The 21009-nt window shown below is 70.7% G+C and carries 20 protein-coding genes; 13 read left to right on the forward strand and 7 right to left on the reverse strand.

Going from position 1 to position 21009, the window contains the following annotated elements:
* Positions 1-5 precede the first annotated feature (5 nt).
* The 5 genes from INQ48_15605 to INQ48_15625 all read left to right on the forward strand — a co-directional run bounded on the left by INQ48_15605 (position 6) and on the right by INQ48_15625 (position 3394).
* Positions 6-767, forward strand: coding sequence for a hypothetical protein (locus INQ48_15605; GenBank protein QRF60542.1), 762 nt, complete (start codon positions 6-8; stop codon positions 765-767).
* 22 nt (positions 768-789) lie between these two features.
* On the forward strand, positions 790-1731 hold the full coding sequence (locus tag INQ48_15610; protein QRF60543.1) for a peptidylprolyl isomerase: 942 nt from the start codon (positions 790-792) through the stop codon (positions 1729-1731).
* 44 nt (positions 1732-1775) lie between these two features.
* Positions 1776-2318, forward strand: a complete 543-nt coding sequence (locus INQ48_15615) for a YbjN domain-containing protein (protein ID QRF60544.1) — start codon at positions 1776-1778, stop codon at positions 2316-2318.
* A 26-nt stretch (positions 2319-2344) separates the two neighbouring features.
* Positions 2345-2578, forward strand: a complete 234-nt coding sequence (locus tag INQ48_15620; protein ID QRF60545.1) for a hypothetical protein — start codon at positions 2345-2347, stop codon at positions 2576-2578.
* Positions 2579-2911: 333 nt separating this feature from the next.
* Positions 2912-3394, forward strand: coding sequence for a YbaB/EbfC family DNA-binding protein (locus tag INQ48_15625; protein QRF60546.1), 483 nt, complete (start codon positions 2912-2914; stop codon positions 3392-3394).
* Between the two features lie 19 nt (positions 3395-3413).
* On the opposite strand, the gene INQ48_15630 is transcribed toward INQ48_15625, so the two are convergent.
* The 7 genes from INQ48_15630 to INQ48_15660 form a co-directional block, all read right to left on the reverse strand.
* Positions 3414-4502: a S41 family peptidase gene (locus INQ48_15630; GenBank protein QRF60547.1), complete on the reverse strand. Its 1089-nt coding sequence runs from the start codon at positions 4500-4502 to the stop codon at positions 3414-3416.
* 31 nt (positions 4503-4533) lie between these two features.
* A complete protein-coding gene (locus INQ48_15635) occupies positions 4534-4902 on the reverse strand; it encodes a response regulator (GenBank protein ID QRF60548.1) in 369 nt (122 codons plus the stop codon).
* Positions 4903-5003: 101 nt separating this feature from the next.
* Positions 5004-6227 (reverse strand): hybrid sensor histidine kinase/response regulator, encoded by a 1224-nt coding sequence (locus INQ48_15640; protein ID QRF60549.1) that lies wholly within the window; start codon positions 6225-6227, stop codon positions 5004-5006.
* Positions 6217-6822, reverse strand: a complete 606-nt coding sequence (locus INQ48_15645) for a chemotaxis protein CheB (protein QRF60550.1) — start codon at positions 6820-6822, stop codon at positions 6217-6219. Before INQ48_15645 ends, INQ48_15640 begins: the two co-directional genes overlap by 11 nt.
* Positions 6819-7601 (reverse strand): protein-glutamate O-methyltransferase CheR, encoded by a 783-nt coding sequence (locus INQ48_15650; GenBank protein QRF60749.1) that lies wholly within the window; start codon positions 7599-7601, stop codon positions 6819-6821. The genes INQ48_15645 and INQ48_15650 overlap by 4 nt, the downstream gene beginning before the upstream one ends.
* Before the next feature lie 98 nt (positions 7602-7699).
* Positions 7700-11203, reverse strand: a complete 3504-nt coding sequence (locus tag INQ48_15655) for a response regulator (protein ID QRF60551.1) — start codon at positions 11201-11203, stop codon at positions 7700-7702.
* 143 nt (positions 11204-11346) lie between these two features.
* On the reverse strand, positions 11347-12039 hold the full coding sequence (locus tag INQ48_15660) for a DUF899 family protein (GenBank protein QRF60552.1): 693 nt from the start codon (positions 12037-12039) through the stop codon (positions 11347-11349).
* 206 nt (positions 12040-12245) lie between these two features.
* Here INQ48_15660 and INQ48_15665 point away from each other — a divergent pair, with 206 nt between their 5' ends.
* The 8 genes from INQ48_15665 to INQ48_15700 all read left to right on the forward strand — a co-directional run bounded on the left by INQ48_15665 (position 12246) and on the right by INQ48_15700 (position 20836).
* Complete coding sequence (locus tag INQ48_15665) at positions 12246-14582, forward strand: ATP-dependent DNA helicase (GenBank protein ID QRF60553.1); 2337 nt, start codon at positions 12246-12248, stop codon at positions 14580-14582.
* Complete coding sequence (locus tag INQ48_15670; protein ID QRF54882.1) at positions 14569-15225, forward strand: alpha-ketoglutarate-dependent dioxygenase AlkB; 657 nt, start codon at positions 14569-14571, stop codon at positions 15223-15225. Before INQ48_15665 ends, INQ48_15670 begins: the two co-directional genes overlap by 14 nt.
* Before the next feature lie 44 nt (positions 15226-15269).
* Positions 15270-16622, forward strand: a complete 1353-nt coding sequence (locus tag INQ48_15675; GenBank protein QRF54883.1) for an MATE family efflux transporter — start codon at positions 15270-15272, stop codon at positions 16620-16622.
* A 56-nt stretch (positions 16623-16678) separates the two neighbouring features.
* A complete protein-coding gene (locus INQ48_15680) occupies positions 16679-17548 on the forward strand; it encodes an AraC family transcriptional regulator (GenBank protein QRF54884.1) in 870 nt (289 codons plus the stop codon).
* 39 nt (positions 17549-17587) lie between these two features.
* A complete protein-coding gene (locus tag INQ48_15685; GenBank protein QRF54885.1) occupies positions 17588-18202 on the forward strand; it encodes a DUF938 domain-containing protein in 615 nt (204 codons plus the stop codon).
* A gap of 339 nt (positions 18203-18541) precedes the next feature.
* Positions 18542-19507 (forward strand): patatin, encoded by a 966-nt coding sequence (locus INQ48_15690; GenBank protein QRF60750.1) that lies wholly within the window; start codon positions 18542-18544, stop codon positions 19505-19507.
* 37 nt (positions 19508-19544) lie between these two features.
* A complete protein-coding gene (locus INQ48_15695) occupies positions 19545-20087 on the forward strand; it encodes an RICIN domain-containing protein (GenBank protein QRF54886.1) in 543 nt (180 codons plus the stop codon).
* Positions 20088-20242: 155 nt separating this feature from the next.
* A complete protein-coding gene (locus tag INQ48_15700) occupies positions 20243-20836 on the forward strand; it encodes a DUF4304 domain-containing protein (protein ID QRF54887.1) in 594 nt (197 codons plus the stop codon).
* Positions 20837-21009 lie beyond the last annotated feature (173 nt).

Consider the following 21009-nt stretch of genomic DNA (forward strand, 5'->3'; position numbering starts at 1 on the left):
TCGCCGTGGCCCGATCCCATTTCAAGACACCCGCGCTCGCCCTGGCGCTCGTGCTCGTCGGCCTGGCCGGCGGCGCGCACGCCCAGGGCGCGCCGGCCGCGGCCGGTGCGCAGAGCATGGAAGAACGGCTGCGCGCGCAGCTGCGCATCACGACCTCGCAGCTGCAGCAGGCGCAGAACGAGCTGGCCGCGCTCAAGGCCGGCAAGCCCGCGGCCGCGGCACCGGGCGCGCCCGCGCCCGCACCGGCGGCCGAAGTCGAGGCGTTGCGCAAGGACCTCGCGCGCGCCCTGTCCCAGCTCGCCGGCGAACGCCAGGCGCGCGAGCAGGCGAGTGTCGGCGTCGAGCAGATCCGCCAGCAGGCGCAGGCCGCGGCCGAGAAGTCCGGCGGCCAGATCGCGCAGTTCCGCAGCGCCTACGAGGAGCTGCTGCGCACCGCGCGTGCCTCCGAGGCCGAGCGTCAGCGCCTCGTGGCCGAGACCGGCACGCAGCGCACTGCGCTCACCCAGTGCGAGGCGAAGAACACGCAGCTCTATGCCGTGGGCCAGGAGGTGCTGCGCGCCTACGAGACCATGGACATGGGCAGCGTGTTCGCCGCGCGCCAGCCGTTCGCGGCCCAGAGCCGCGTGAAGTTCGAGCAGATCGCGCAGCAGTACGGCGACAAGCTCTACGAAGGCCGCTTCGACGCGCGCGCCGTCAACGCACCCAAGCCGGCCGAGGCCGCGGCCACGCCGCCGGCCGCGGCCGCCTCGGCACCCGCCGCGAAGTGAGCGGCCAGAAGGAACCCAGCCCATGAACCCGAAGAAACCCCTTGCTCCCGCGCGCCTGCGCACGCTGGCCGCGCTGCTGCTGGCCGCGTCGACCTGCCTCGGCGCCGCGGCGCAGCAGATCGCCGCGCCCGGCGGCGCGCCGGTGGTCGCTCGCCTGGGCGAACTCACCGTGCGCCAGGACGAGGTCGAGAAGCTGCTGCAGGCCTTGCCCGATGCCGAGCGCGCGGCCGTCAAGGACAACCGCGCCAGCGTCGAGGGCTGGCTGCGCCAGCGGCTGCTCGGCGAGGCGCTGCTGAAGGAGGCACGCGACAAGGGCTTCACCGACAGGCCCGAGGTCAAGGCCAAGATCGACGCCGCGGTGCGCGAGCTCACGGCCCGCATCGTGACCACCGGCTACCTCGAGTCGGTGAGCCAGGTGCCGGCGGGCTATCCGTCGGATGCCGAGCTCACCGCCGCCTACGAGCAGGGCAAGGCCGGCTTCAACCTGCCGGCCACCTACCGCGTGGCACAGATCTTCCTCGCCACCCCTGACACCGCGCCCGCGGCCGTCGCCAAGGTGCGCGAGGAAGCCCAGAAGCTGGCGCGCGAGGCGCGCGCCAGCGACTTCGCGGCGCTCGCGCGCGCGAAGTCGCAGGACAAGAGCAGCGCCGAGCGCGGCGGCGAGGTCGGCAACCTGCCGCTCGCGCGCATGCTGCCCGAGGTGCGCGATGCCGTCGGCAAGCTCAAGACCGGCCAGGTCGGCGAGCCGGTGCAATCGGCCGCCGGCTTCCACGTCGTGAAGCTGCTCGAGAGCCAGCCCGCGCGCACCGCCACGCTCGACGAGATGCGCCCGCAGCTGCAGGCCGCGCTGCGCCAGCAGCGCCAGCAGCAGCTGATCCAGGCCCACCTGGCGCAGCTCGCGCCGGCCACGCAGCTGAGCATCGATGCCGCAGCGCTCGACGCCGCGCTGCGCAAGACGAACTGAACCCACCAACAACCAACAACCACCGTCCACAGACAGGGAACCTCATGACGAACACCCCGACCGACACCACCACTTCCGCAGCCACGTCCGCCGAAGCCCTCGACCTGCTCGACGCGGTAACGCCCGAACAGGTCTCCGACGCCATCAAGGCCGCCGGCGCCGCCGTCTCCACCATCGAACAGGACGGCGTGATCCGCCTGCACAGCGCCAGCCACGGCATCGGCTTCCAGGTGCTGTGGGGCAATCCCGTCACCACCACCCAGTACACCGACTTCACCTTCAGTTGCCCGCTGCACGTGCAGGGCGGCACCTTGCCCGAGGCCGTGCTGGCCGCCTGGCACCGCAGCAAGCGCTTCGCGCGCGTCGCGCAACACGGCGACTTCGTGGTGCTCGAGATGGACGTGGTGGTCGCCGGCGGCGTGACGCCCGCGCACCTCGCGTTCAGCGCGCGCCTGTGGATGCAGATGATGGGCGAGTTCTTCCTGCACCTGCGCAACTACGGCCCGGCCGCCGCCACGCGCGGCGACGCTGCCAATGGCGCAGCGCCGGCCGCCGGTGCTGCAGACCGGGTCGAAGCCGCCGCCTGAGCGCGCGCCGAACGCATCCCAGCGCGATGCCCGAAAGCCTTCGTTCCGCGGAGTCCTTCGACGGCCACGATTCGCCGACGCTGCGCGCGATCCACGCCACCGCGCGCCAGGTGCAGCGCGCGCGGCGCGCGGAGACCGTGCGGCTGCGGCAGCGCGAGGCGCTGCTCGACATGCTCGCGCGCGTCATGGCCGACCTGCACATCACCAACGCCGAGCTCAATGCCGCGCGGCGCGCGCTCGCGCCGACGCGGCCGAAGTGAGCGTCGTGCCATCGCCGCACGCGTCGGCCCTCGCGGCGATCGCCTGCGCGGCGCTGCCCGCCGCGACGATCCCGGTGTTCTCCGAGGCCCATGGCTCGCTGCAGCGCATGGCCGATCGCTCGGCCGTGCTGGGCAACGCGCTCCCCGCGCGTGCGCGCCGAGACCGCCGCGCATCAAGCACTTCCTGCGCGACAACGGCGTGGCCTGCGGCGAGAGCGACACCCCGCAGCTCGGCCCCCGGCAGTCGCCGGCCGCGCGCGCCGCCACGCTGTCGGTCGGCGTGCTGTGCGGCTGAGCCGGCAGCGTTTTCCAGAACCGTCCCCGAAAGAACGCATGTTCCCCTCGCACCGTCATTCCGCCGCCGCGCCGCGGCCCTGGGCCAGCCTGTTCCGCGCGCTCGGCCTCGCCGGCCTGGGCCTGGCGGCCGTGCACATGCCCGTGCAGGCCCAGCCCGCGCCCTCGGCGCGCGCGCCGGTGCCGCAGCACTGGCTCCGCTATGCCGAGCGGGCCGGCAACCAGTTCCAGGGTCGGCTCAGCGATCCCGCCGACGAGACCGTGCAGCGCCTCCATGCCTGGATGCAGCAGCGCCTGCTCGAAGAGGGCCGCACCCTGCCGCCGCCTCCGCTGATCGTGCGCGTCTGGGTCGCCCTCGACGGCCGGCCCGAGCGCGTGGCCTTCGATTCGCTGGGCAATGCGCAGGCCGATGCCGACCTGCGCCAGCTGCTGATTGCGCAGCCGCTGTCGGAGCCGCCGCCGCGGGACATGCGGCAGCCGATGGTGTTGCAGCTGGCGTTGAAAGTGCTGGGGCCGGGTTGAGGGGCGCAATCGCCCGGATCTACTTGCGAGCGCCGGCCGATGCCTTCGCGGCCTCCGCCGCCTCGATCGCCGCGCTCACATCGCCCATCGTCACGGGATCGCTGTCCTTGCCGACCAACTCCCTGAGCGCCGCCAGGTGCGCCACGCCCAGCGCCTCGTCCGCGCTGGCCGGCAGATCGGGCACGACGCCCGTGCCTTCCCAGTTGGTGCGCGTGATCGGGTTGACCGAGCGCGCGAAGGGGATCGTGACCTCGAAGTGATCGTTCAACCGATGGTTGCTGGAGGGATGGGCGCCGCCCTTGGTGCGCTCTCCGACGATGCGGGCGCGTTTCAGCGCCTGCAGGTTGTACGCGAACTCCTCGCCGCCCGAGAAGGTCTGGCTGCTGGTCAGCACATAGACCGGCCGGTTCAGGTAGCGTGGACCGCGCAGCCTGGCGCGGGTCCAGTGCGACTCCACGCGGTTGCCCTCGCGATGCAGGACGTCGTTGAGATGCACCTTGCCTTCGAGCAAATGGCTGCTGACCTGGGCCACGCCCGCGGGCCAGCCGCCGCCGTTCTGGCGCAGGTCGACGATCAGGGCATCGGTGTGGGCGAGGAAACCGAAGGTGGCCGCGGCGGTCGCGGCCAGTGCCTCGGGCTTGTCGAAGCAGCGCAGGTCGATGTAGCCGACGTTGCCGGCCATGCGCTCGGCCTTGTAGAAGCAGTGGTTGAAGCGCACGTACTGTCGCTTCATCTGCGCCTGCGCCGCCGCGGCGGCCTGCGCATCGGCGGGTTGGGGCAGCGGCTCGCGGCTGAAGCCCACGAGCAGGTGCCGGTCCTGGCTCACCGACTGCAGATCCTGCTCGAGCTGCGTGCGCAGCGCGTCGGCCGTCTCGATGCCCGCGTAGGCCCCGTCGCGCAGCCGCGCGCGCAGGTGGGCCGCGATGGCATCGGCTTGCGCGGGCAGCACGTAGTGGGCCTGCACCAGCTCGGCGGCGCGGGCCACGAGGCGGTCGCGCTCGGCGGGCGCGATGGGGACGGTGTCGGGGGATTGCGCGGCGGCCGATGCGGCCAGCGCGCTCAGGGCAAGGGCGAGGAGGGCGAGGACGGAGGGAAGCAGGCGGCGCATGGCCGCGATGCTAAGGCAGCGGAAAAGGGCTTCAGCCCGCTGCCGCGAGGATGTCCTCGAGCGCGCCGATGTCGATCGGCTTCTGCAGATGATGGTCGAACAGCTTGCGTCCGTCGGGGCCGCCCGCGGCGCCGGCATCGGCGGCCGAGAAGCCCGAGATCGCGACCAGGAGCTTCGGCGCGCCCTGGGCCTCGGTCTCGCGCAGGCGGCGCGCGACCTGGGTGCCGGGGATGTCGGGCAGGGTGAGGTCGATCAGCGCGGCATCGAAGCGTTCGGCCGCGGCGGCGTCCAGGGCCTGTTGGCCGGTGTAGGTGCAGCGGGCGGTGTGGTCCTGCAGGGTCAGCAGTTCCTGCAGCAGGTCGGCTGCGGCTTCGTTGTCGTCGACGATCAGCACATTCACGGCGGTCGGTCCTTGGCGGCCTTTGCGGCCTATGGTTTTCTGAAAATGTCCGGAATGAAACATTGTCCCGGCACCGCGCCGCGCGTGGGGTAGGAGCAGGCCTACGGTTGCGCCGATCCCTGCGGCGCGGCCAGCGGCAGCTCGACGCTGAAGGTCGATCCCTCGCCCGGTTCGCTCGCGACGCCGATGCGCCCGCCGTGCAGGCTCACGATCTGGCGCGTGATGTACAGGCCGAGGCCGAGCCCGGCCGCGTGCTTGCGGCTGTGTTCGGTGCGCTCGAACTGCTCGAAGATGCGCGCCTGGTCCTCGAGCGCGATGCCGATGCCGCGGTCGCGCACGCTGATGCGCGCCACGCCGTCCGCGCCGGTGCCGATCCGTTCCACCACCATCGCGACCGGCTGGCCGCCGCCGTAGCGCAGCGCGTTGGTCAGCAGGTTGGTAAGCACCTGCTCGATCCGGAACTCGTCCCACACGCCCGGCAGCTCGGCCGGCGCCTGCAGCGAGATCTCGGAGCCCGCGGCCTCGGCCTGCTGGCGCAGGTTCTCGACCACGGCGCGCGCGAGCTGCGCGAGGTCGGTGGGCTTGGGCTGGATCGACAGCGCGTCCTTGCGCATGCGCGTGACGTCGAGCATGTCGTCGATCAGCCGCACCATGTTGCGGATCTGCCGCTGGTCGCGCTCGATCATCGCGGGCAGCCGGTCGGCGGTGAAGGCCGCGAGGTTGCCCTTCGAGACGTGCAGCTGGCGCAGCTGGGCCTCGAGGTAGAGGGTGTTGAGCGGCGTGCGCAGCTCGTGCGAGACCATCGACATGAAGTCGTCGCGCATGCGCACCGCGCGCTCGAGTTCGCGCTGCGTGACCTGCAGCTGCGCGACCAGCTCCTCCTGCTTGCGGTGCGCGTCGGCCAGCAGCTCCATCTCGTGGCGCAGCGCCTTGCGGTGGCGGTGCAGGTCGACGAACACGTTGACCTTGCTGATCACGGCATGCGGATCGAGCGGCTTCTGCAGGAAGTCGACGGCGCCGCTCTCGTAGCCCTGGAAGGCGTAGTTGCGCTCGCGGCCGGCGGCGCTCACGAAGATCAGCGGGATGTGCCGCGTGCGCTCGGTGCCGCGCATCATCTCGGCCAGCTCGAAGCCGTTCATGCCGGGCATCTGGACGTCGACGATGGCGAGCGCGAATTCGTGCTCGAGCAGCAGCGCCAGCGCGTCCTCGGCCGACTGGGCGCGGAACACGGAGCGCCCGGGCGCGCGGATCAGCGCCTCGAGCGCGACCAGGTTCTCGGGCAGGTCGTCGACGATCAGCAGCTTGCTTTCGACATCAATGTCCATGGGCGGCCTCCAGGTGCATCAGCAGGGTGTGGAGATCGCGCAGCGGCAGCACGAAGTCGGGCGAATGGCGCGCTATGGCGGCGTTGGGCATGACGGAAACTTGGGCTTCTTGGGGATCCTGCACGGCGGTCAGTCCGCCGGCACGGTGAATGCGTTCCATGCCCTCGGCGCCATCGTCGTTGGCACCGGTGAGCAACACGCCGGCGAGGCCGGCGCCATAGACGTCGGCCGCGGAGGCCATCAGCACGTCGATCGAGGGGCGCGAGAACAGCACGGGCGGCTCGCAGCTGAGCGAGAAGCAGCGGTCGCGCTCGATCGACAGGTGGTAGCCGGGCGGCGCGAAATAGAGCGTGCCGGCCGCGAGCGGCATCTTGTCGGCCGCCTCGCGCACCGGCATGGCGACGCGCTCGCCGAAGACTTCGGCCAGCCGGCTGTCGTGTCCCTCGGGCAGGTGCAGCACCACCACCTTGGGGATGCGGCCGCCCGCGGGCAGCCCGATGAGCAGGCCGAGCAACGCGTCGATGCCGCCGGCCGAGGCGCCGATGACCACCGCTTCGACGCGGCGGCGCAGATGGGAGGGCAGCGCCTGTCTCACGTGGCCTTCCTGTAGATGCGCTCGGGACGCGCCAGCGGCTCGAAGCGGTCGGCGTAGGCCGAGAAGTCGATGCTCTCCTTGGCGCCCAGGCCGAGGAAGCCGCGGTGGCTCAGCGACTCGTGGAACAGGCCGAGCGCGCGGTTCTGCAGCTCGCGGTTGAAATAGATCAGCACGTTGCGGCAGGACACCAGCTGGGTCTCGGCGAACACGCTGTCGGTGGCCAGGCTGTGGTCGGCGAAGATGGTGTCGGCGCACAGCGAGGGGTCGAAGCGCGCGGCGTCGTAGGCCGCGGTGTAGTAGTCGGAGAACGAGCCCAGTCCGCCCGCGCGCTGGTAGTTGGCGGTGTAGCCGCGGATCGCCTCGAGCGGGAAGATGCCCTGGCGCGCCTTCTCGAGCGAGGCCGGGTTGATGTCGGTGGCGTAGATCTGCGTGCGCGCGAGCAGGCCTTCCTCGCGCAGCAGGATGGCGAGCGAGAACACCTCCTCGCCGGTGCTGCAGCCGGCCACCCAGATCTTGACCGACGAATAGGTGTGCAGCAGCGGCACCACGTGCCGGCGCAGGCCCAGGAAATAGGCTGGGTCGCGGAACATCTCGCTGACCGGGATGGTGAGGAACTGCAGCAGGCGCCCGAACAGCGCGGCGTCGCGCAGCACGCGGTCCTGCAGCGCCGAGATCGAGGGCAGGCCCAGCTGCGTGAGCGCGTGCAGCACGCGGCGCTTCTGCGAGGCCAGCGTGTAGTCGCGGAAGTCGTAGCTGTACTTGAGGTAGATCGCCTCCATCAGCAGGCGCAGCTCGATCTCGGTGTCGCTCAGCGGCTGCGGCGGCGCGGCGATCGCGCCGGGCAGGGCGGGGCGGCCGGTCGGCGGCGGCGCTTGCGTCACAGGCGCTCCATCTTCGGCATCCACACGCGCAGCAGCGAGAACAGGCGGTCGAGGTCCACCGGCTTGGCGAGGTAGTCGCTGGCGCCCGCGGCCAGGCACTGCTCGCGGTCGTCCTTCATGGCCTTGGCGGTGATGGCGATCACCGGCAGCTTGGCGAAGCGCGGGTCGGCGCGCAGGTGGCGCGTGGCCTCCAGGCCGTCCATCTCCGGCATCATGACGTCCATCAGCACGAGGTCGATCTCCTTCACGCGGTCGAGCTGCTCGAGGGCCTCGCGGCCGTTACGGCCGATCTCGACCTTCGCGCCGCGCTGCTCGAGCGCGCTCGTGAGCGCGAAGATGTTGCGCACGTCGTCGTCCACCAGCAGCACCGTGCGGCCCTCGAAGATCCGGTCGCGTCCGCGCGCGGCCTTGAGCATGCCCTGGCGCTCGCTCGAGAGCTCGGCCTCGACCTTGTGCAGGAACAGCGTCACCTCGTCGAGCAGCCGCTCGGGCGAGCGCGCGCCCTTGATGATGATCGAGCGCGAATAGCGGTGCAACTCGGCCTCTTCCTCGCGCGTGAGGTTGCGCCCGGTGTAGACGATCACCGGCGGGAACGAGACAATGTCCTCCGAGGCCATGCGCTTGAGCAGCTCGCTGCCCTGCATGTCGGGCAGCTTCAGGTCGGTGATCATGCAGTCGAAGATGCGGGTGCGCAGCAGTTCGAGCGCCTCCTCGCCCGAGGCCACGTCGACGATCTCGATGTCGTCGTCGCCGATCAGTTGAATGACGCTCTGGCGCTGCAGGTCGTCGTCCTCCACCAGCAGCACCGTCTTGACCTTCTGCGTGAGCTTCTCCTCCAGCCGCGCGAACACGCGCGTGAGCTCGTCGCGCGTGGCGGGCTTGCGCGCATAGCCGACCGCGCCCATGTGCAGCGCGGCCTCGGCGTTGTCGGCGGCCGAGACCACGTGGATCGGGATGTGGCGCGTGAGCGGCGAATCCTTCAGGCGCTGCAGCACGTCCAGGCCGGTGCTGTCGGGCAGCCGCATGTCGAGCAGGATCGCGTCGGGCACGAACTCGTTGGCCAGCGCGAAGCCGTCGGCCGCCCCGTGCGCGACCAGGCAGCGGTAGCCGAGCTCGTGCGCCAGGTCGTAGAGGATGTGGGCGAACTGCGGTTCGTCCTCGATCACGAGCACGCGCCGCACCTGCTGGTCGCGCGGCAGCGCGCGGTCGTCGGCGAACTGCGGCGCGGGCACGGCGGCGGCCGGGGCCGCCGGGGCAGGTGGCGCGACCGGCACCGGCGCGCGCGCGGGCAGGCGCGCCGACGCTCCGGCCGCGGGGCGCGGTGGCGGCGCGTTGCCCGGTTCCTGCTGCGCGGCCTGCGGCGCTTGCGCCGGCAGGTGCAGGGTGAAGGTGCTGCCCTGGCCCGGTTCGCTCTGCACGCTGAGCGTGCCGCCCAACAGCTGCGTGAGGTCGCGCGAGATCGACAGGCCCAGGCCGGTGCCGCCGTAGCGCCGGCTGGTGGTGCCATCGGCCTGGCGGAAGGCCTCGAAGATCACTTCCTGCTGGTGCGGCGCGATGCCGATGCCCGAGTCGGAGACCGCGAACGAGGCGCCGCCGTCGGCCGTGCCCGAGATCACCAGCGAGACCTCGCCCTGCTCGGTGAACTTGAGCGCGTTCGACAGCAGGTTCTTGAGGATCTGCTCCACGCGCTGGCGGTCGGTGACCAGCGAGGCCGGCGCGGCCGGATGCAGCTCGAGGCGGAAATTGAGCCGCTTCTCGTCGGCCAGCGGCCGGAAGGTGCTCTCCAGGGCCTGCGCCAGGCGGTCCAGGCGCGTGTCCTCGGGAACCAGCTCGAGCTTGCCGGCCTCGACCTTGGCGATGTCGAGGATGTCGTTGATCAGCACCAGCAGGTCGTTGCCCGAGGCATAGATCGATTCGGCGAACTTCACCTGCTCGGTGCTCAGGTTGCCCTGCGGGTTGTCGCCCAGCAGCTTGGCCAGGATCAGCGCGCTGTTGAGCGGCGTGCGCAGCTCGTGCGACATGTTGGCGAGGAACTCCGACTTGTAGCGGCTCGCGCGCTGCAGCTCGTCGGCGCGCTCCTCGAGGTCGCGCTGGGCGCGGCGCAGGGCGGTGTTGCGCTGGTCCAGCGCCTCGGTGCGCTCGGACAGCTGGCTGTTGGTCTGCTCGAGCTCGGCCTGCTGGTTCTCGAGCATGGCCTGCGAGGCGCGCAGCGCGCGCGACTGCTCCTCGAGCTCCTCGTTGGCGGTGCGCAGCTCCTCCTGCTGCACCTGCAGTTCCTCGTTGAGCTGCTGGGTCTCGGCCAGCACCTCCTGCAGCTGCTCGCGGTAGCGCGCCGCGGCCAGCGAGGTGCCGATGTCCTCGGCCACCACCTCGAACAGGTCGCGCGCGCGCTGGTCGGGCGTGCCGGGCAGGCCGAGCTCGACCACGCCGTTGGACAGGCCGTCGTTGGCGACCGGCAGCAGCACCACGGCGCGCGGGCGCATCTCGCCCAGGCCCGAATTGACCTTGAGGTAGTCGGCCTCGACCGGGTCGATCAGCATCAGCCGCTTCTCGGCCGCGGCCTGGCCGACCAGGCTCTCGGTCGGCGAGAACACCTGCTGCGCGTTCTCGGCCTCGAGCGAGAAGCCGTAGCTGGCCGCGCGGCGCAGCGGCCCGTGGCGCTCGCGCACATAGAGCGCGCCCACGGTGCTGCCCAGGTGGCGCGAGAAGAAGGCCAGGATCTTGCGGCCCATGTCGGCGGCGCTGAGCTCGCCCACCAGCTCGCCGACCAGCTCGGTCTGGGCGGTGCGCAGCCAGGCCTGCTCGGTCAGGCGGTCGGTGTGCGCCTCCTGTTCCTGCAGCACCGCGTCGTAGCTCTCGGACAGCCGCATCAGCTGGCGGCGGCCGAAGTAGGCCACCAGGCCGCTCAGGGTCAGCGTGAACAGCAGGAACAGGCCCACCACCATCCAGCTGGTGCGCTTGACCTCGGCGTTGCGCTGGAAGCGCAGCGACTGCTCGGTGTTGATGAAGTTGTCGAACTCGTTGCGGATGTCGTCGGTCAGGCGCTTGCCGCGGCCCAGCTTGACGGCGGCCTCGAAGTCGCCGCCGCTGCGGCGCGCCGCGATCATCTCGGCCGCGAACTCGTTCCAGGCGCCCTGCAGCGAACCGATGCGGTCGACCCGCTCGATCTGCTGCGGGTTGTCGCCCACCAGCTGGCGCAGCGCCGCGGCGTCGGTTTTCTGGCGCGCCAGCGCGGCGTCGTAGGGTTCGAGAAAGCGTTCCTGCCCGCTGATCAGGAAGCCGCGCATGCCGGTTTCCATGTCGATGGAACGGCGCTGGAGCTCGCTGGCATTGCGCACCACCTGGTCGGTGTGCTCGACCCAGGCGATGGTCGACAGCAGGTACAGGATCAGGGCGACGAAGACGACGGCACCGAACAGGCCCCCGAGCAGCGGCAGCTTGATGTTGCGGCTCAGGAGGCGCTCGAAGTCGGCGGTATCGATCGCGGCGGCAGTTTTCATTTCGAACGTAGTTGTGAACGAACAATTGACATTGTCTTCGACCGGCGGAGGCGGACGGCGCGCGGCCGCCCGACCGGCCCCGGAACGGCGGCAAGGTGCGAGGGAAGAGGGTGGGAGGGGCGGCCTGGGGGCCGCCCCGGAACTCAGTACTCTAGCTTCGGATACCAGTCGGTGCCGCGGCCGGCCGGCGTCAGGTCGAGGATGTTCCACAGCGGGGTGGGGTCGACCGCGAAGCGCGGGTCCTGGCCGGGGTCGGCGGTTTCGGCCAGCTCGGGGGCCCAGAAATGATGCACGCGGCCCTCGCGCCGCACCCAGACGTCGAGCGCCGGCCATTCGCTGCCGTCGGGAGCGAGGCCGCGGTAGTCACGCGCGAAGTCGTCGCCGACCGTTTCGTAGAACGGCAGGTTGCGCCAGCCGCGCTCGCGCGCGAAGGCCAGCTGGCGCGCCACCGGCGAACGGCCGAGCACCGCGAACGCCACCTTCTGCGCGATGTCGCGCACCGGCACGTCGAGCGCGCCGAGGAAGGCGGTGCACATCGGGCAGGGCCGTTCGCGCTGCGGGCCGTACATCCAGAAGTAGGTGACCAGCGTGTCGTGGTCGCCGAACAGGTGCTCGAGGCCGACCGTGCGGCCGTACTCGTCGCGGAAGCGGTAGGGCGGCGGCTCGCCGCCCGGCGGCAGTTCGCGGCGCTGGGCGGCCACGCGCTCGACGTGGCGGCGCAGCTCGATCTCCTCGGCGAGCAGGGCGGTGCGGGCCTCGCGATAGGCCGCGCTGTCGTTGGGATAGGGGCGGCTCGCGGCGGCGGCGAGTTCGGTGGCGGGTTTCAGGGCGGTCATCGGTGTCTCCTTTCGGAATTCGGACAGGCATGGCGAAAGCGGTGGCACATCGGACCTGTCCTGACGTGGCGCCGCTGCCGGTTCGGCCCCGAAATGACCGTGCGCTCCAGCCTACGCGGCGGCAGGGATACTGTGAATTCCACCAGCACACTGGATGAACATCCATATACTGGCGACCGCTGCGTCCCGTCGACCCTTCACTCCCGATGCCCCGCGAAGCCCTCCAAGCCACTGTCGCGCCCGTCTCCGTCAAGGCGCTGTGCGCCTTCGGCGCGAAGGCCGGCGACCTCGACCTGCGCTTCGTGCCCGCGCCCAGCGCGCAGGAAGGCATGGCGGGCCACGCGCTGGTGCAGGGGCGGCGCGGCGAGCATTACCAGAGCGAGGTCGCGCTGCAGTCCGAATGCGGCGCCCTGCTGGTGCGCGGCCGCGCCGACGGCTACGAGCTGCAGTCGGGCAGCGCCCGCGTCGAGGAGATCAAGACCTTCCGCGGCGACTTCGACGCCATCCGCGGCAACCACCGCGCGCTGCACTGGGCGCAGGCGCGCTGCTACGGCTGGATGCTCTGCGAGGCCGACGGCCATGCGGCGATCACCGTGGCGCTGGTCTACCTCGACCTCGCCACGGGCGAGGAAACCGTGCTCGAGGAACTGCACACGCGCGAGGAACTGCAGGCCCACTTCGAGGACCTCTGCGGCCGCTACATCGCCTGGGCCGAGCGCGAGGGCCGGCATCACGCGGCGCTGGCGGACCTGCTCGGCGCGCTGGCCTTTCCGCACGGGGCCTTCCGCACCGGCCAGCGCGAGCTCGCCGAGGCGGTCTACCGCGCGGCCTCGAAAGGCCACTGCCTGATGGCGCAGGCGCCCACCGGCATCGGCAAGACGCTGGCCACGCTGTTCCCGCTGCTCAAGGCGCGCGCGGCCGGCCGGGTCGACAAGGTGTTCTTCCTCACGGCCAAGACCTCGGGCCGCGCGATCGCGCTCGAGGCGTTGCGGCTGCTCGAGCGCCAGGCCGCCACCGGCGGCAAGGCGCCGGCCGATCCGCTGCGCGTGCTCGAGCTGACCGCGCGCGAAAAGGTCTGCGAGCACCCGGGCCGGGCCTGCCATGGCGATGCCTGCCCGCTCGCCAAGGGCTTCTACGACCGGCTGCCGGCGGCGCGGGCCGAGGCCGCGCGCGCCGCCTGGCTCGACCGCCCGGCGCTGCGCCGCATCGCGCTCGCGCACGAGGTCTGCCCCTATTTCCTGGGACAGGAAATGGCCCACTGGAGCGACGTGGTGGTCGGCGACTACAACTACTACTTCGACGGCAGCGCCTTCCTCTGGGCCACCATGAAGGAACGCGAATGGCGTGCCGCGCTGCTGGTCGACGAGGCCCACAACCTGCTGGAGCGCGCACGCGGCATGTACACCGCGCCGCTCGACGACGGCGCGCTCGAGGAGGCCCACCGCGCCGCGCCCGCCGCCGTGCGCGGCCCGCTCGCGCGGCTGCACCGCGAATGGGGCGCGCTGCAGGAGGCGCAGCAGGCCAGCGCGGTCGACTACGAGACCGCCGACGAGATCCCCGAGCGCTTCGCGCGCAGCCTGCAGGCCGCCAACACCGCCATGGCCGAGCACTTCGCGGCCACGCCCGACGCGGCGCAGGGCCCGCTGCAGCGCTTCTTCTTCGACGCGCTGCATTTCGCGCGGCTGGCCGAGAGCTTCGGCGACCATTCGGTGTTCGAGCGCACGCTGGGGCCGAACGGCTCGCGCGGGCTGGCCATTCGCAACCTCGTGCCCGCGCCCTTCCTCGAAGGCCGCTTCGCCGATGCCGCCTCGGCCGTCTGCTTCTCGGGCACGCTGTCGCCGTTTCCGTTCTACCGCGACGCGCTGGGCCTGCCCGGGGACGTGGCCGTGCTCGACGTCGACTCGCCGTTCAGCGGCCGCCAGCTCCATGTCGAGGTGGCGATGGACGTTTCCACGCGCTGGCGCGACCGCGCGCACTCGCTGCGCAGCGTGGCCGGCATCATCGGCAGCCAGTACGCGCGCCGGCCCGGCAACTACCTGGCCTTCTTCAGCAGCTTCGACTACCTCGAGCAGGCGCGCGCAGCCTTCGTCGCGCGGCATCCCGAGGTGCCGGTGTGGAGCCAGACCCGCGGCATGCCCGAGGCCGAGCGCCAGGCCTTCGTCGAGCGCTTCGCCGTCGGCGGCCGCGGCATCGGCTTCGCGGTGCTCGGCGGCGCCTTCGGCGAGGGCATCGACCTGCCGGGCACGCGCCTCGTGGGCGCCTTCGTCGCGAGCCTCGGGCTGCCGCAATACAACGCGCTCAACGAGATCACGCGCGAGCGCATGGACGCGCGCTTCGGCAAGGGCTACGAGTACACCTACCTCTATCCGGGCCTGCAGAAGGTGGTGCAGGCCGCGGGCCGCGTGATCCGCACCGAGGATGACGAGGGCGTGCTGCACCTGCTCGACGACCGCTTCTCGCGCGCCGAGATCCGCGAGTTGCTGCCGCGCTGGTGGGAGGTTCGCCTCGGCGGGCAGCAAGGAGGCGGCGATGCGCGCCGCTAGACGCATCGAGCACGACGCGCAGCCCGACCTGTTCGGCGCCGCGCCGGTCGCGGCCATCGACGGGCTGCGCTACGAGACCGAGTTCCTGAGCGCCGACGAGGAGGCCGAACTGCTGGCCATCGTCGGCGGCTTCGCGCTGCGCGAGATGCGCTACAAGGCCTACACCGCGCGGCGTCGCGGCATCGGCTTCGGCGGCCGCTACGACTTCGACGCCAACCGGCTGCTGCCCGGCGCGCCGCTGCCCGAATCGCTGCATCCGCTGCGGCGCCGCGCCGCGGCCTGGGCCGGCATCGACGAGGCCGAGCTCACCCATGCGCTGATCTCCGAATACCAGCCCGGCACGCCGCTGGGCTGGCACCGCGACGTGCCCGACTTCGAAGACATCGTCGGCGTCTCGCTGCGCGGCGACGCGGTGATGCAGCTGCGGCCGTATCGGCGCGACGGCCACTACGCGGCCAACGATCCCATGGTGCAGCTGGGGGTCGAGCCGCGCTCGATCTACCTGCTGCGCGGCGCCGCGCGCTGGGAATGGCAGCACGCGATCGCGCCGACGCCGGCGCTGCGCTACTCGATCACCCTGCGCACGCGCTCGCGGCGAAGGGTGGGCGCGCCCGGCCCGGCGTGGCACGACGACGACCGCTGAACCACGCCGGGGGCCGGGGCAGGGCGCGCTACGATCCGCCCCGCATGGAGTCCACTTCCACACGCCCGCTCTGGCAACGCTTCCTGGTCTTCCTCGGACCGCTGGTCCTGACCAACGTGCTGCAGGCGCTCGGCGGCACGGCCATCACCATCTACCTGGGCCGGCTGCTCGGCACGCGCTCGCTGGCGGCCGCGGTCAGCTTCTTTCCGCTCTTCATGTGCTGCATGGCCTTCGCGATCGGGCTGGGCACGGGGGCCTCGGTGCTCGTGGGCCAGGCCTGGGGCGCGCGCGACGCGCACAAGGTCCAGCGCATCGCGGGCGCGGTGCTGCTGGGCACCTTGCTGCTGTCGTGCGCCATCGCGGGCATCGGCGCGGCGGGGATCGGCCCGGTGCTGCGGGCGCTGGGCACGCCGGGCGACGTGCTCGCCGATGCCGTGGGCTATGCGCGCGTGCTGTTCGCCGCGATGCCCGTGCTGTTCGTTCACCTGATGCTGGCGGCGCTGCTGCGCGGCCTGGGCGACACGGTCACGCCGCTCAAGGCGCTCGCGGTGGCGTCCTCGGTCTGGGTGCTGCTCACGCCGGCCTTCATCCTCGGCTGGCTCGGGCTGCCGCGGCTCGGCACCCAGAGCGCGGCCTGGGCCAGCATGACGGGCAACGCGCTGGCCGTGCTGTGGCTGGCCTCGCATCTGCATCGCAAGAACAGCCTGCTCGCACCCGCGAAGCTGCGCGAGCACCTGCACTGGAACGCGCCCGTGCTCGCTACGGTTGCACGGCTCGGCGTGCCCACCGGGCTCTTCTTCATCACGAGTTCGCTGGCCGACGCGATGCTGCTGTCGCTGGTGAACCGCCATGGCCCCGGCGCGACGGCCGCCTGGGGCACGGTGGGCCAGGTGATGGCCTATGTGCAGTTCCCGGCGATGTCGATCGCCATCGCCGCCTCGGTGTTCGCGGCCCAGGCCATCGGCGCCGGCCGCCTGGACGAGGTCGACCATGTGAAGCGCGTGGGCCTGTGGATGAACCTCGTGCTCACGGCCGGGCTGGCCGCGCTGGTGTCGCTGGCCGCGCCGTTCGCGGTGAGCCTGTTCAGCAGCGATCCCGCCGTGATCGAGCTCGCGGCCTCGGTGCTGCGCATCACGGTCTGGGGCAGCGTGGCCTTCGGCATGGCGAGCGTCTTCACGAGCGTGATGCGCGCGGCCGGCACGGTGCGCGTGCCCACGGCGATCTCGCTGGGCTGCCTGGCGGTGCTGCTGTTTCCGCTGGCCTGGGTGCTGCAGCAGGCGCTCGGCCTGCGCGGCGTCTGGGTCGCCTATCCGCTGACCTACCTGGTGGCGCTGGGGCTGCAGGCGCTGTACTTCCACGGCGTGTGGAAGCGCAGGCCGATCCGGCGGCTGATCTAGGGCCGACAGCAAGTTCGGTCAGGACGCGCCGCGCCCGCGTGGCCGATGATCGCCGCATGGACCGACCCACCCCCGACCCGATCGCCGAACTGATTGCCTGGATCGAGGCGCGGCTCGACGACACGCTCACGCTCGAGCGCATCGCGCAGCAGGCCGGACTGTCGCCGTATCACTTCTCGCGGCTCTTCACCGCGCGCATGGGCCGCAGCGTGATGGCCTATGTGCGCGGCCGCCGGCTGGTGCGCGGCGCGCGCCGGCTCTGCGACGAGCCCGGTCTCAAGCTCGTCGAGCTCGCGCTCGATTGCGGCTTCGAGTCGCAGGAGGCATTCACCCGCGCGTTCAAGCGCATCTTCGGCGTGTCGCCCGGACGCTTTCGCGCCGGCTTCGCACTCACACCCATCGAAGGCCAATATCCCATGAACCTGCCCGCCAGCACCTCCACCGCCGTGACCCGGCTGCCCGACCTCGTCCGACTCGAGGCCTTCAGCATCGCCGGCCCGGCCCGGCGCTTCGACCAGGAGAGCCGCGCCGAGATTCCGCAGCTGTGGTCCGCGCTGATCGGCGCCTTGCCGTTCAAGGGCCAGGAACCGAGCTGGGCCACCTACGGCGCGGTCTGGAGCGTCGACCGCGAGGAGGGCAGCTTCGACTACATGGCGGGCGTGGGCATCGAGCCCGGCAGCAGCTTGCCCGCGGGCTTCAGCGAGAAGCGCATCCCGGCCGCGACCTATGCGGTGTTCCGCATCACGCTCGACGGATCGGCGCTGCATCCGCAGGTGAAGAACGCGATGGCGACGATCTGGGGCCTGCTGATCCCGGCCTCGGGCCTCAGGCTGGCCGACAGCCCGGACTTCGAGCTCTACGACGGCAGGTTCGAGCCCACGCGGCCCGGCGCGGTGATCGACTTCCACGTGCCGGTCGAGGGCTGATAGCCTCCGGCTCCCGACCTTCGCCACACCGAACACCGCATGTCCGATCTTTCCTTCAGTCCCGCCGCCGAACGCAACAAGCAACCGATCCTCGAGCGGCTGCTCGGCATCCTCGGCGAGCAGGGCGCGGCGCTCGAGATCGCCTCGGGCACCGGCCAGCATGCCGAGTGGTTCGCGACGGCCTTGCGCGGCTGGACCTGGCAGACCAGCGATGCCGATGCGCGCGCGCTTCCCGCGCTCGCGCGCCGCGTCGAGCAGGCCGGACTGCCCGGGCTGCGGCCGCCGGTGCTGCTCGACGTGATGGATGCGCCCTGGCCCTCGCAAGGCACGGCCTTCGCGCGGGAGTTCGATGCGATCTACTGCGCGAACATGCTGCACATCTCGCCGTGGTCCACCTGCACCGCGCTGATGCAGGGCGCGGCGCGGCATCTGCGGCCCGAGGGCCTGCTGGTCACCTACGGCCCGTACTTCGAGGAAGGCACGGCACCGGCGCCGAGCAACCTCGCGTTCGACCAGAGCCTGCGCGAGCGCGACCCGACCTGGGGCATCCGATCGTTGACGGACGTGGAAGCGCAGGCGCGCGCCGCGGGGCTGCGCCTGCACGCGCGGCACGAGATGCCCGCGAACAATCTGCTGCTGGTGTTCGGGCGCTGAAAATCACGCTGCCGTCACGCCGATCTGCCAATGAAAAGACGTGATCGAAATTCCGGACAGATGCATTGCAATGCAATCATTCGCATTGCCGAATAGACCCTTCAATTGATGCGCAATTGCTCGTTGCGCGATTGAACTTTCTTCTCGCAACGGATTGCCGTGGGCGCTAATCCATTGGGTTGTACAACGTTCCAATTCAGCGGGAATCCACGCGTAGACGCCGCTTGACGGCGAAGAACAGACTCCGCGTCCCATCTCGGGATATGTCCCAAAGGAGTCTTTCCAGTGGCAAAGAAATTCACCATCCTGGCTTTCGTGGGCGGCGGTATTCGCGGCCTCATGTCGGTCACGATTCTCAAGCGATTGAAGGAATACCGGTCCGACCTGATTCGCGATGTCGATCTGATCGCGGGTTGCTCGACCGGATCGATCATCACGAGCGAATTGCTGGCGGGGAAGTCGCCCGACGAGATCATCCATCTCTTCACGCACGGCGAGCTGAACTTCTACGACAACATGAACACCGATCCGACGGCGCCCGCCTATCCGATCAAGTCGGTGTACGAAACGCAGGAGCTGCTGCACGGCGACAAGAAGGTCGGCGACGAGACCCGAAAGAAGGTGCTGTTCGTGACCTTCAACGTGGGCGGCCTGGAGCTGGTCGACGGCATCGTGGTTCCGAAGCCCTGGTCGCCCTGGATGGTCACCAACATGCTGACCGAGGCCGACCTGAAGGACGGCTTCGATGGCCATGTGAACTATCCCATCGCCAAGGCCGCGACCTCGAGCGGCTCGATGCCGGGCCAGCTCAATTCCTTCGAAGGCAATGTCGACGGCGCCTTCTTCAACCACGATCCCACGATGGCCGCCATCGCGCTGGCCGTGCACAACGGCCACAAGCTCGAGGACATCTCGGCCATCACCATCGGCACCGGCCTGATGCCCGACTGGGTCGCGCCCAACACCTACGAATGGGGCGCGCGCCAGTGGATGGACGGCGTGCCGAACCCGTTCGAGAACACGACGCCGTTCCTGATGAACCAGGAGCGGTCCTCGCCGATGCTCGACATGTGCCTCAACGGCACCTCGGACAACCTGATGCCGACCCTGGCCAAGCTGATGCTCGGGGACCGCTTCACCAACCTCAATCCGCGGCTGCCGTGCTTCATCCCCGAGAACTCGACCAGCCCGCAGGCCATCGCGCTGCTGCAGGACCACGGCAACAAGCTCGATCTCGAGGCGGCCTACCAGTTGATCGACACCTACTGGCCCGGCGGTTCGAGCGACCAGCCGATCCAGGCCTGAGCGGCCCCATTCCCACCCTTTGCGAACAGGAGAAATGATGCCGATCACCGACCCGGGATTCATTGCACCCCATGCCTACTTCATCACCGAGGGCCAACCCTTCGTCATCCGACAGATGGGCGAGGCGGGCCAGGTCCTCGATGTCTACGAGAACAACCCGGCCCAGAACCAGCAGGTCATCACCTACCCGCCGAACGGCGGACCCAACCAGGCGTGGCGCTTCGTCCCCGCGGGCGCGTCCGGCTGGTGGTACCTGCAGACGACCATGACCACCGGCTACGTGCTCACGATGGCCACGCCCACCGGCAATTCGCCGCTGCTGCAGAACGTGGTGGTGGCGCCGATGGCCAAGGACGCGCGCGACGAGCAGCTCTGGAGCCTGATGCCCAGCGAGACCCTTGGCTACTGGTTCATCCAGAGCAAGCTGCTGGTCAGCAACGAGTACAACGCGAAGGTCCTCGGCGTGCACGCGGCGGGAGGACCCGGGATCTCCGATCCTTGCGCGGTGGTGGTCGACGTGGACTACCTGCAGTACGAGCCGCAGGTCTGGGCCTTCATGCCGGGGAACGTGACCGGCTGATGCGGGGGCGGTGCATCCGCGCCGCTCAGGCGCCGGGGTCCTCGATGCCGAACTCGATGAATGCCGCCATCGGTCGTCTCCCGAAACGCGCCCGAGCATGGCGAGCGCGAGGCGCGGTGAGAATGCAACCCCCATCCACTCGCACCACGAAGCCGATGACCACCCGCGCCACCTTCCTCAAGTTGCTGACCCGCAAGCTCCATCCCGTGCTCATGGCCGAAGGCTTCGAGGGCACGGGCCAGACCCTGCGGCGCATCGAGGGGCCGGTGATCCACGTCTTCAACGTGCAGGGCGCGAGCGGCGGCAAGCAGTGCTACCTCAACCTCGGGGCGCACCTCGACTTCCTGCCGACCGAAGGTGGCGGCCAGGTCGCGCCGGCGCAGATCGAGGAGTCGCACTGCGTGTTCCGCGATCGCCTCGATCCGCCGGCCGGTGAGGCCCATGGCTGGGCCTATGGCCAATCGATGGAGGAGGCCGAGGAAACGGTCGATTTCATCGTGAGCGAATGGGCCGGGCCGGGGCGCGGCTTCTTCGCGAAGCACGGCAACTATCCGCAGGGCTTCGTGCAGATGCTGCGCGAGACCGACCCCGCGCGGATCCACGCGCGCACGGCGCTGCATCTTGCGCGGATCGCGGTGCACCTGGGCGAGCGCTCGATCGCCCAGGCGCTGGTCGATACCGGACTGGCGAAGGCGCCCGAGCGCGCGACCAGCCTGAAGGCCGATCTCGAGAAGGTGCTCGCGGGCTGAGGCCCGCGCTCGGCGCGTTGGGTTGCGCCGTGCCGCCGCTGTAGGACCCGGCCTCGCGCCGGCGTCGGCGGCGCGGGCCGCCACTCCTACAGGCCCGGGGCCTTCCTGCCGACGGGGCATGGCGTGGCCGCCCTCTATGTTCGGAGCGAACTCACCGAACCACGCCCCGCACC

The organism is Variovorax paradoxus, from assembly GCA_016806145.1.
In the GTDB taxonomy this organism is placed as follows: domain Bacteria; phylum Pseudomonadota; class Gammaproteobacteria; order Burkholderiales; family Burkholderiaceae_C; genus Variovorax.